The organism is Antarctobacter sediminis, from assembly GCF_019218285.1.
In the GTDB taxonomy this organism is placed as follows: domain Bacteria; phylum Pseudomonadota; class Alphaproteobacteria; order Rhodobacterales; family Rhodobacteraceae; genus Antarctobacter; species Antarctobacter sediminis.
This window is the reverse complement of record NZ_JAHUZG010000010.1, coordinates 36484-48008: the sequence shown is the minus strand read 5'-3', so window position 1 is coordinate 48008 and position 11525 is coordinate 36484. Positions and strand designations below refer to the sequence as shown.

The following is an 11525-nucleotide window of genomic DNA, read 5'->3' as shown; positions in this document are numbered from 1 at the left end:
GGCGGGCTGACCTTCGCGGATCTGACGATCACCACGGTGGCGGGCGGCGAACGGATCGCGCTGACCTCGGATCCGTCGGTCTTCATCACGCTCGAAGGGCTGAACCCCGGCGACGTGACAGCGGCGGATTTCGTCTGAGGCGATCCCCGCCGGATAGGGCGGCGCGTGTGGGCATCGGGGGCGGCGGAGAGAGATCTTCGCCGCCTCTTTCCTGTGTGGGGCGGGCGGCGGCAAGACCCCGCCGGGGCGCGACGGTGAGGCGTCTTGGAACTCTGTCCGGGTTGCTCTAAAGGCTGGGGCGATCCCGCTGGCCCGGCCCGGAAAACCGGGCCTTTGCAACGTAATGAGAGCGTTCGCCCGACACCATGATCCTGCTCGATATCACGACCAGCTATAATTTCCGGCACTGGAAGGCCATGGGGCTTTTGCGGGTCGAACACGAGGTGATCCGGGCCTTTCGCGAAGCCCTGGGCGAGGCGGTGACCTTCGGGATCTACAACCCGACGCTGGGGGGCTATTTCCGGGTCGCACCCGAAGAGGTCGATGCGCTGATCTCGGCGCGCGGCTGGCATGTGCCCAAGCGGGACCGGGTGCCGACCTCTCCGTCGCGCCTGAACCGGCACATGCGGCGGTTTCGGCTGGCCCGCGACCTGCGCCGGGCGGTGCGGCGTCACCCGGGAACGGATCCGCTGGCCGAATGGCGCCGCGACGAGGCGATCGCCGAGGCGCTGACGGCGGTCAGCCTCGAGGAATATTCCAGCCTGCGCCGCTGGCTGAGCCCGGTCGAGAAACTGGCCCCGCAGCTGACCCCGCTGATGCTGCGGGCCGATATGGTCAACCACAGGCTGCACTTTGGTCAGCTGGATGCGCTGGCGCCGCACCGTTTCGCGCCCGGCAATGCCATCGACCTGTCACAGGTGTCGCATTACATTTCGGCCGGGGGGTTCTGGTCGGATGACCGGGCCGAATTCGCCTATCGCGCCCGTCGCACGCATGGCTGGAAGGTGCATTACCTTCTTTATGACCTGATCCCGGTGCTTTGGCGGCATCTGACCGAACCGACCACCAAGGAAACCTTCCCGCTGGCCCTGCACTGGGTGCTTTGGGGGGTGGATCAGGTCTGGACCATTTCCGACACCACCCGGCGGGACCTGCTGGGGCATGTGGCGCAGAACGGCTATCCGCCGATCCCCGACCGCTGGGTGACGCCGGTGCTTCTGGGGGCTGACAGCACCTCGGCCTCGGATGAGGACATCTCACGCGCGGTTCTGGCCCGCCATGACCTTGACCGGGACGGTTATGTTCTGATGGTCGGCACGCTGGAGCCGCGCAAGAACCATGATTTCGCCTACCGGCTGTGGCGCGAGATGAACCGCCGCCACCCGGAAAAAGTGCTGCCGCTGGTCTTTGTCGGCCAGCCGGGCTGGAGCATGGATCCCTTCATCGAGATGCTGGCCGAGGACGTGGGCCTGCCGCACAAGGCGATCCGGATCCTGACCGATGTCGATGACGAGGCGCTTGGCGTGCTTTACGACAACTGCCGCTTTACGCTTTATCCCTCGCATTACGAAGGCTGGGGTCTGCCGGTGGTCGAAAGCCTGAACCACGGCAAACCCTGCCTGTGCTCGGATGCGCCCTCGATCGTCGAGGCGGCGCAGGGGGCGGCCGATTGCCTGCCGGTGATGGATGGCGAAGCCTGGATCGCCCGCGCCATGGCGCTGATGACGGATCCGGCCACCCATGCCGAGGCCCTCGCCCGGGCCCGGGCCTTTGGCGGCTACAGCTGGCAGGACTTTCGCCACAACCTGATTGCCGATTTCGAGTCTTTCCGCGATGCCCCGGCACCGGTCTCGGCTCCGGCTGCGCATGCGGGCTGAGCAGGGGGCGGCGGTTTGACGAACATTCCCCCGAGGCGAAACAGCCCCCCAGACCGATGCGCAACAAGATGCAGGAAGGACCCATCGTGAAGATCGTCGTGCTTTCGACCTATCCCGTCAGCCGTCCGATCCACGGCGGGCAGCGCCGTGTCGACGCGATCCTGCGCGCCCTTGGCAAGGCCGGGCACGAGGTCCGCCCGCTGCCGGTCTTCTTTGGCAGCAACTATCCCGAACACGGGGCCGCCGAGGCACCCACGGCCCTGCCCGGCGAGCACTTGCAACGGATCTTTGCCGAAGGGCGGCGCGAAGATCTGCACATGCATGAACTGCTGCACCCGGGGCAGCCCGCTTTCGATGCCCTGCGCGACCAGTTGCGGGCCTTTGCCCCCGATGTGGTGCAGTTCGAACATCCCTGGCTGTTCCCCTTGCTGGACCGGATGCCCGAGCTGGCCGATGTGACGGTCGTCTACAGTTCGCACAACATCGAGGCCGATCTGGCCCCGGCGCGGTTCCGCGACGCGGTGTTGGCGGTCGAGCAGGCGGCGGCGCGGCGGGCGGATCTGATTGTCGCGGTCAGCGAGGCCGATGCCCGAAGCCTGTCGGCATGGGCGGCCGAGGGGCGGGGAGCCCCGGTGGTGGTGGCGCCGAACGGGTGCTGGCCCCCGGCGCTGGACCCGTCGGTGCCGCGCCCGGTCAAAGAGGATTACCTGCTGCTGGTCGGCAGCGGCCATGCCCCCAATGCCGAAGGGTATTGGGATGTGATCGGCAAGGTTCCGGGCTGTATCCCGCCGGATGCGCGGCTGGTCGTGGCGGGGGATCTTGGCAACCTGCTGCGCAGCGATCCGCGCCACCGCCATTACCGGATGCTGAACGATCACATCGTGCAACTGGCCGGCAAGGTCAGCGACAGCGCGCTTCAGGCCTTGCTGACACATGCCCGGGGCATCCTGCTGCCGATCAAATCCGGTGGCGGCACCAATCTCAAGACGGCGGAGGCGCTGCTGAGCCTCAAGCCGGTGGTCGCCATGCGCCCGGCCTTTCGCGGGTTCGAAGAGGCCATGACGCTGGACGGTGTCCATGTGGCCGAAACCGAGGCGGACTTCCGCAGCGGGGTCCGCGCGCTCTTTGCGGGAGACATCGCCGGGACGCGGCGGGCCGAGGATGTGGCGCGCTATGGCTGGGATGCCACGCTGTCCGGTCTTGCCGCGGCCTATGACGGGCTGGCGGCGCGGCTCTGAGCGCGTCCCGGCCGGTCACGGATAATCCATGTTATGTAATGTACGGGCCGCAAAGACCGCCGGGCGGCGCAGCGATCAGGCCGCGGGCACGGCGTAGCCCAGCGTTTCGATTTCCTTGCCGAACCGCGCCTCGACGGCCTGGGACAGCGCATCGCTGAACTTGTCGTACCACTGCCGGGGCGAGCCGCTGGTCTGGTGGCTGATCGACTTGTTGCGCATTCCGCCGAACAGCGAACATTGCCAAAAGGCATTTGCGGCGGCGTCCAGGTCGGTGTCTTCCAGCCCGATGCGCCGCATCAGGCTTGTCCAGACCGTCATTTCGGTGTCGGTGACAAGGTCTTCGTATTTCACCGTCTCCAGTATCCGGTCCTTGTCGAAATGCGCCATCTTGACGATGGTTTCGCCGCCGACATGGTCCATCTCGAACAGGATGCGGTCCTCGAAACTGTCCAGCGAGTTGATCTTTTCGGCATAGGTCATGCCGCCGAATTTCGGCTGCTTGGCATGCAGCCATGCTTCGTCGGAACGGACATGGTAATTGGCCGCGGAAATCAGCACGTCCCGGGGGTCGCGCACCACCCGGAAACCGCGGCAGCCCTGCATGACCTCGACCGGCGGCAGGTTGCAGTGGTTTTCGAAGATGACCGCATGTTCGCCGCGGCTTTCGGCATCGGCCTGGAATTCCTGAAAGATGCGGATCTGGTCCGGCGTGTCCTTCCAGCGGCTGACATCGCGGCTGAGCGTATGAAAGCTTGCCGGGGCGGCCGCGCAGAAGGTCCGGAAGACATTGTTCATCCAGACGGTTCCGGTCTTGTGGTAGGTCGCGACGACAACGTGATGCTTCATGGTGATCCGGCCCCGGGAAACTGGTCCGCTAGCTACCGGTTTTTACACGCGGGTCAAGGCGGTCGGGGCCGCCCGGGTGTTTGGTCCGGGAGATTACCGGCCTGTAAGATCGCTGGCCCCGAAGATCATTGGCCTGCATCCCAGTCGATGCCGGTCAGCGCGAGTGTGTCGGCAAAGGCCGCGTGGATGCGCGCGCGCTGCTCGTCGGTGACCTCGGCGGCGGTGATCAGGCGGTTGGCGGAATATTCCGACTTGGCCCGCGCCGTCAGGCGAAACCCCTCGATCCCCTGCCCGGCCAGCAGCGCCGGCAGGTCCTCTGCCAGCCGGTCGTAGCGCAGCACCCGGTCGACCAGCAGCCGGCGGTGCCCGTTGCGCAGCTCGCTGTAGCGGTGCAGATCGACGGGGAATTCCCCGGCGGCGATGTAATCGGCCCAGCTCAGCTCACCGCCGCGGGAGTGGGCCGGCGAATTGCGCAGCATGTGGAAATGGCTGATGCATTTCTCGACCGGTTCGCGTTCGACGCAGAACCGGGTCATGCGGTCGAACCAGGCCGTGCCCAGCAGCGCCCGCAGGCGCGTCGCGGGCATGTGGTTGTAATAGACCGGCGCTTTCGGGTCGCCGCCCCAGTTGCGCGGCCGGTGGCCGGGCATGGCGGGGATGATCGGCGTGACGATGGCCGATTCCTCGACTCGCCGGGATAGATCGACCTCGATGCTGGTGCCCGCGGTCTTGGCGGTCTTGATGAAGACCAGGTTGTATCGGAAGCTGACGATGGTCACGCCACATCCGGATCGGACAGGCCGGCGCGGGTGATCTGGCGCGGGCCGGTGCGGCGCCCGTAGCCGAAGATGCGTTCGTCGAAGGGCGAGCGGTAGACGCGGACCTCGTCGAAGCCCGCCTCTTCGAGCCAGTCGCCGAGACAGCGGGCCGAGGGCCAGAACCAGGCCCAGCCGCTGCGGTTGCGTTTCTCGGCCTGACCCGCCGCCTGGCGGCGGTTGCCCTTGAAATAGCACATCGACTCTTCCGAGGCGATGCCGGCGCTTTCGACGAGGATCTCGCCGCCGTCGCGCAGCCGGTTGAACAGCTTGCGCAGGCCCAGCACCGGGTCGGAGAGGTGATAGACGACGCCGGGCACGTAGACGCAGTCGAAGCTGCCCTCCTCCAGTCGGTAGAGCGAGCGGCCCTCGACCTGCACGTCGTCGAAACCGTAGACATCGCGCAGGAGGGTCTGCGCCGTAGCGGCGTATTTGCGGACCTCGTCGAGGGCGTGGATTCGCGCCGCGCCCAGCACCTTGAGCGACAGGGTCGTACCGCCGGTCCAGCAGCCGATATCCAGCACGTCGCGCCCCTCGAAGAAGTCCTGCGGCAGGTCGAAGCCCTCGAAGAACTGCGCCGCCAGCGAGATGTGGCGGTTGTGCATGCGCCCGGTCACGGCCAGATCCGCGTCGAAACGGTGATTGTGCCCCCAGTGGAAGCGGATCGTCAGGTCGCGCTGGTTCTCGGGGCTGGCATAGCCTTCGGTTTTCCAGTCGTCGGTGCCGATCTGCGCCAGGAGCCGTTCGGCGATCTCCCTTTGCGACACGGTGGTGATCTGTGCCGCAGCATCGAACCGGGCTTGGAGGGTCTCGATGCGGGCGGTGACGCGGGCCGCGTAATCCTCGTCGGGATGGAGGACGCGCAGGGGAGTGCTGATTTGGGACAAGGGGCTTCGGACATGGCTATGGCTCCCCTTCGCAGAGTGAGGGGGAGCCGTGAGGAGATCAGGGGGCGTGGCGGGGCCGGAAGCGCGCCGCTCAGTCCGGCAGGAGCTGTTTCAGGGTGGCGAGTTCCGCGTTCAGCACGGCGATCTTGTCCTCCTGCTGCAGGGTATACAGCATGAGTTCCTCGATCTTGCGCAGCAGGGTCATCTGCATCTGGCCCATGTTGAGCCCGCTGCGCGCGATTTCCGCCGCCGAGGGCACATCGGGCAGGTGGCTCTTGGCGTCGATATGGGCACGGACCTCGGACAGGGGCCGCAGGTCATAGCCGTCCTGGAACACGTAGTCGGGCACCGTGAGCGTCGTGGTGCCGGAAATGAAATCCCCGGTGATGGTCAGGTTGCCGTTCTGGCTCAGGATCAGTTCCTTGCCGTCGGTGCCGGGCGCCGTGGTGATCGTGAACTGGCCTTCGTCGTTCTGCAAGTTCCAGATGCGCCCGGTGTTGTTGGTGCCGATGATGCTGGTGTCTTCGAGCGAGAAGAAGACCCGCCCGTTGTTGACCAGCGACAGCAGCCCGCGCGCCGCGGCGGTGCCGTTGACCTCCTCGATCTTCAGCGCGGCGTTGCCGTCCGTGCGGCGCACGTGCAATGCGGCGGTCGGGGCATCGGTGCCGATGCCCAGATCACCGTCCGCGGCAATGAAGATACTGTCCTCGGGGGCGCCGGGCTTGGCGCGGAAGAACAGCTTGGACCCGTTGGTCACGTCGCGGATGAAGAAGTTCGCCTCGTTGGCGGCGATGTCATAGGTCTGGGGCGTAAAGCCGTTCGAACCGTCCTGTTCCAGACGCAGCGTGGGGGTGTTGCCCTCGACCACGTGGATGTCGACCACCGGGTTCGCGGTCTTGACGCCAAGGTCGCCATCGGCCTCGACATAAAGCGAGTTCGCCGGCGCGCCGGCTTCGACGCGGAAGGGGAAGCGCCCGGTGCTGCCGTCCTCGAAGCCAAGGTAATCCAGTCCGCCGTTGCTGCTGTCGTTGGCGACGATCGTCCAGTCGACGGTCGGGAAGCTGGCGCTGTTCGAGGTATCCTGGAACTTGATCCGAAGGTTGTTTTCCTTCAACCGGATCGTGTCGAAGCCAAAGCTTTCGCCATTGACGCAGTCGTTGCCGACGCAGAGGCTGAAGGTGATGATCACGTCATCGTTAAAGACCTGATCGGCGCTGGCTGCCTGGGCCAGCATCATGCAGGCGCCGAAACCCGCCGCTGCAAGTCCACGGGTGGGGAGGCTGGGTTTGGTCATGGTGTTCTCCTTGCGCCTGTGTGCCTTCCGGTGCCACTGCCGTCCTCTGTCGCTTCGCCCGCGGCCATGGTCCTGCGTATTGATACTTCAAGTTTATCCTACATGTAAAAGGATTCCGTGTCGCGACGTCACCTTTCATGGTTAACGGGTGTCCGATTGGCCCTTGACCTCACGGAGGCATCTCGTCACTTGCGGGCCGTGTAACCCAAGGTTGCACAACAGGTCGGGGGCATCGGGTGGATTCTGTCTGACGGCGCTCCTATAAGTGCCGCAAATTACGATACAGAGGCCATGCATGGATCTGCCTGAACAGCTCCCCGATCCGCACCCCGGAAATCTGGATCCCGCCGGCACACCGCCGATCCTGCTTCTCTCCCGGGGGAGGGCCGCGGGAGAGATGATCGCACAGGCCCTGTCCGCACATTCCCGCATCGTCCCGGTGGACGGGCTGGATGCGCTGGCACGATCCCTTGACGCCCGCCCCGAGGCCCGCGCCGTCGCGCTGTACGAGACCGCCGCCGAGGCGCTGGAAGCCGATGAGCTTTCCGGCGGCCGCGATGGGGACGGCGATCTTGCCCGGGTGCTGGACGGCTGGGCGGCGGACATGCAGGAGCTGCTGACGCTGCAAGGCCGCAACCGCCGCCGCATGCTGCTGATCGAGGCGCGCGCGGTGCTTTTCTACCCCGAGGTCTTCGCCACCCGGCTCGGGCTTCCGGCGACCGCTGCGGCGGCCCTTGCCGCCCTGCCCCGGCAAGAGCCGGACCCGGTCGTTCAGGCGCTTCTCGAGGCCAGCCTGCAAGGCGATGCGGGGCTGCGCAGGGTTTCGGCCATGGTCCGGGCGGTGACGCTGGACCTGTCGAACAAGGGGCCCCGGCCCGGGCTTGGGCTTGACGGAGCGGTGGCCCATTACCGCGCGCTGCGGCTGCGCTCTGACGCGGCCGACACCGAGCTGGAGCAGCGCCGGCAGGATGAAACCGCCCTGCGCGCCGAGCTGGAGCAGGCGCAGCAGGCCATCGCCACGCTGGAGCCGCTGCGCGCCGAGCTGGACCACCAGAAGGCGCAGACCGCCGAGACCGTACAAGAGCGCGACAGGTTGCAGGGCTGGTTGCAGAACATCCAGTCCGATCTCGAACAGCAGTACCAGCGCCGGCAGGAAGCCGAGGCAGAGGTCGACCGCCGCCGTCAGGCCGAAACCGCCCTGCGCGCCGAGCTGGAACAGGCCCGCAAGACCATCGCCACGCTGGAACCGCTGCGCGCCGAGCTGGACCGCCAGAAGGCGCAGACCACCGAGACCGCCCGCGATCGTGACGGGCTGCGCGAGAGGTTGCAGGCCGTCCAGTCAAAGCTGGAAGAGGCGCAACAGACCATCACCGCGCTGGAACCGCTGCGCGCCGAACTGGACCGCCTGAAGGGGCAGGCCGCCGAAACCACCCGTGACCGTGACGGGCTGCGCAGCCGGTTCCAGAACATCCAGTCGGACCTCGAACAGCAGTATCAGGGCCGCCAGACCGCCGAGACCGAACTGGCCGAGGCCAGGGACCGGCTGGCCCGGCTGGAGGCAGAGGCCGCCGAGAAAGCGAAACAGATCACCGAACTGACCCAGTCGCGTGACACGCTTTCGACGCGGCTTGGCGAGGCCGAGTTCTGGATTCAGGGCATCAAGGCGTCCAAGTCGTACCGGATCATGGCCCCGGCCCGGCGCCTGCGGGCGGCCTTCAAACGCAAAGAGTGAACCGCATGTACGTCTGGACAAGATGGCTGACGAAGCTTGCCGAGACCGCGCCGGTTGGCGGCCTGCTCTATCTGGGCAGCGATCACCCCGACCTCTTGGCAACGCCGGGCCCCGACCGCGCCGAACATCTGCTGCTGGCCAGCGGCAACCCGGCCCTGAAGGACGATTATGCCGAGGCCGCCGAACGCAGCGACCGGCTGCGGTTCACGCCGGTGGTCGTCGGGAACGGCCCGCGGACCTTCCATGTCATGACCCTGCCCGGCCTGTCGGGTCTTGCCGCCCCGGCCGAGGTGCTGGAGCTGTTTCCCGGCCTGCGCGAGGTCGAAACCTGCGAGGTCGCGGCCCAGAGCCTTGCGGCATTGCTGGAGGGGCTGCCACAGAGCGCGGGCAAGCTGCGGGTGCTGCGGGCGGAACTGCCCGGAAGCGAGGCCGAGATCCTCGACGCCCTGCTGGCCCTGCCCGAGGACGCGGCCCCCGATCACGTCTTTTTGCGGGTCCCTGCCGCCGGGCTTTATGCGGTGCCACGGGCCCTGCCCGATCTGGCCGCGGCACTGGAGGAGTCGGTCTTTTCGCTGGAAGACCGTTCCGATGAAGATCCGGATTTCATCGAATACTGGATTCGCCCCGATCCGCTGAAACGCGAGAACCGGGCCCTGCGGGAGGCACTGGCCAAGGCCGAGACCCGGGCAGAGCAAGCTGCCGCACAGGGTGCGGCCCATGCGGAACAGCGCGCCGCGCTGGAAACCCGTCAGACCGAAGCCGAGGCACAGCTGGGCAAGCAGGAACGGGAACTGGCCGAGCTGCGCAAGGCGCTTGCCGCCGCGCGGACACAGGTCGAAGAGGCCACCCGGCGGGGGTCGGGGCTGGAAAGCCAGCTGGGCGAGGCAGAGAAACAGCGCGCGGCGCTGGAAACCCGCCGGACCGAAGCCGAGGCACAGCTGGGCAAGCAGGAACAGGAACTGGCCGAGCTGCGCAAGGCGCTTGCCGCCGCGCGGACACAGGTCGAAGAGGCCACCCGGCGGGGGTCGGGGCTGGAAAGCCAGCTGGGCGAGGCAGAGAAACAGCGCGCGGCGCTGGAAACCCGCCGGACCGAAGCCGAGGCACAGCTGGGCAAGCAGGAACAGGAACTGGCCGAGCTGCGCAAGGCGCTTGCCGCCGCGCGGACACAGGTCGAAGAGGCCACCCGGCGAGGGTCGGGGTTGGAAAGCCAGCTGGGCGAGGCAGAGAAACAGCGCGCGGCGCTGGAAACCCGTCAGGCCGAAGCCGAGGGGACACTGGACAAACAGGGCCGCGAGCTGGCCGAACTGCGTGACGGTCTTGCCGCCGCGCGCAAGCAGGTCGAAGAGAGCGGCACGCGCATCGCAGAGCTGGAAACCCGGCTGCGCGAGGCCGAAGAGCAGCGCGCCGCGCTGGAAACCCGCGAGGCCGAAACCGGCAAGAAGGCCGCCGAAGCCGCCGGTCAGGTCACCCGGCTCGAAGGCCAGTTGCGTGACCGGCAGGAACAGTTGCGCAAGGAAGAAAGCCGGCGCGATGCGCTCCGGCTGGAGGCCGAGGCGGCGCAGAACACCGTGCTGCGCCAGCAGACCATGGCCCGCAGCGATTACCTTGACCTGAGCCGCCGCTATCAGGATTTGCAGGCCGAACGCAGGGCACAGGAACAGCTGTTGCAGGAGGTCGTGACCCGGTTGCGGGACATCCTGTCGAAACCGGCGGCCGGCAGGACCAAACCGGCCCGCAAGAAACCCGGCAAGGCAAAGACCGATGGCTGATGATGGCACCGACCGGACCGGGGCGCTGCGCAGGGATCTCGACGGTCTGCTAGCCGCGCTGGAACGGAGCCCCGCACAGGAACAGGCGCCGGCGCTCGCTGCGCTGCTGGACAGCTGCGAAGCGCGTCTTGCGGCCCCCCTTGCGCCCGAACCGGTCCGCACACTGCATCATTTCGCCTGTAGCGGCGGCACGCTGATCGCCAAGGCGCTGTCGGCGATGCCCAACACGGTGGTGCTGAACGAGATCGACCCGCTGAGCCAGATACACACTCAGGTGCCCAAGCAGCCGTTCTTTCCCACCGATATGATCGCCGCCCTGCGGTATTCCCCGCGTCCGATCGGCGATGACACGCTGCTCGAGGTCTTTGGCGCGGGATTGCTGGCGTTGCGGGACGACATGACCCGGCGCGGCATGCGCCTTGTCCTGCGCGACCATGCGCATTCGCTGTTCTGCACCGACCACGCCCCGGCCGACCGGCCCGATCTTTATACTGTCGTGCGCCGGATCTCGCCGGTGCGCGGCGTGGTCACCGTGCGCCATCCGCTGGATTCCTTCCTCTCGCTGAAACACAACAACTGGGTGCATTTCAGCCCCGGGACGCTGGAGGATTACAGCCGCCGCTACCTGGCATTCCTGGATGTGCATACCGGCCTGCCGGTGGTGAAATACGAGGATTTCGTGACCCGGACGGATGAAACCGCCGCCCGGCTCTGCGAGATTCTGGAGCTGCCGTTCGATCCCTGTTTCGAAACCGTCATGCCGCTGGCGCGGCTGTCGGGGGACAGTGGCCGGTCCAGCGCGGTCATCTCGGCGCGTCCACGCCGCGCCTTGCCGCCCGAGCTGATCGAGGAAGCGGGGCGCAGCCCCTCTTACGACCGGCTTTGCGCGCGGCTCGATTATCGACCACAACCGGAACAGGACGGGAAGCCTGTGCAGGAACAGGCCGAGAAACCGCAAGGTGGGGATGCCCTGCCTTGAGGATTTGCCCGCTTCGGGCTAGCACGCGGCAGACCCCTTCGGATTAAGAAACCGTCCTTTTCCTCAGGAAGGCCGTGTCGGCCGGAAA

General features: G+C 66.8%; 9 protein-coding genes. 5 read left to right on the top strand and 4 right to left on the bottom strand.

What is annotated here, in order from left to right; genetic code table 11:
* Positions 1 to 365: 365 nt before the first annotated feature.
* Positions 366 to 1877: a glycosyltransferase family 4 protein gene (locus KJP30_RS24270; RefSeq protein WP_218452137.1), complete on the top strand. Its 1512-nt coding sequence runs from the start codon at positions 366 to 368 to the stop codon at positions 1875 to 1877.
* 68 nt (positions 1878 to 1945) lie between these two features.
* Positions 1946 to 3115, top strand: coding sequence for a glycosyltransferase (locus tag KJP30_RS24265; RefSeq protein ID WP_218452136.1), 1170 nt, complete (start codon positions 1946 to 1948; stop codon positions 3113 to 3115).
* A gap of 75 nt (positions 3116 to 3190) precedes the next feature.
* Here KJP30_RS24265 and KJP30_RS24260 read toward each other — a convergent pair whose 3' ends face one another.
* The 4 genes from KJP30_RS24260 to KJP30_RS24245 all read right to left on the bottom strand — a co-directional run bounded on the left by KJP30_RS24260 (position 3191) and on the right by KJP30_RS24245 (position 6957).
* Positions 3191 to 3961, bottom strand: a complete 771-nt coding sequence (locus KJP30_RS24260; RefSeq protein WP_218452135.1) for a sulfotransferase domain-containing protein — start codon at positions 3959 to 3961, stop codon at positions 3191 to 3193.
* Positions 3962 to 4086: 125 nt separating this feature from the next.
* Positions 4087 to 4740: a hypothetical protein gene (locus tag KJP30_RS24255; protein WP_218452134.1), complete on the bottom strand. Its 654-nt coding sequence runs from the start codon at positions 4738 to 4740 to the stop codon at positions 4087 to 4089.
* Positions 4737 to 5663 (bottom strand): DUF1698 domain-containing protein, encoded by a 927-nt coding sequence (locus KJP30_RS24250; protein ID WP_218452133.1) that lies wholly within the window; start codon positions 5661 to 5663, stop codon positions 4737 to 4739. The genes KJP30_RS24255 and KJP30_RS24250 overlap by 4 nt, the downstream gene beginning before the upstream one ends.
* A gap of 91 nt (positions 5664 to 5754) precedes the next feature.
* Positions 5755 to 6957 (bottom strand): hypothetical protein, encoded by a 1203-nt coding sequence (locus KJP30_RS24245; protein WP_218452132.1) that lies wholly within the window; start codon positions 6955 to 6957, stop codon positions 5755 to 5757.
* Between the two features lie 397 nt (positions 6958 to 7354).
* On the opposite strand from KJP30_RS24245, the gene KJP30_RS24240 reads away from it, so the two are divergent.
* The 3 genes from KJP30_RS24240 to KJP30_RS24230 are packed head-to-tail and all read left to right on the top strand — an operon-like array spanning position 7355 to position 11437.
* Entirely contained in the window at positions 7355 to 8689 is a 1335-nt protein-coding gene (locus tag KJP30_RS24240; RefSeq protein WP_218452131.1) for a coiled-coil domain-containing protein, read from the top strand.
* 5 nt (positions 8690 to 8694) lie between these two features.
* The gene (locus KJP30_RS24235) at positions 8695 to 10458 is read left to right on the top strand and encodes a coiled-coil domain-containing protein (RefSeq protein WP_218452130.1); all 1764 of its coding nucleotides are present in this window, start codon (positions 8695 to 8697) and stop codon (positions 10456 to 10458) included.
* On the top strand, positions 10451 to 11437 hold the full coding sequence (locus KJP30_RS24230) for a sulfotransferase family protein (RefSeq protein WP_218452129.1): 987 nt from the start codon (positions 10451 to 10453) through the stop codon (positions 11435 to 11437). Before KJP30_RS24235 ends, KJP30_RS24230 begins: the two co-directional genes overlap by 8 nt.
* Positions 11438 to 11525: the final 88 nt, after the last annotated feature.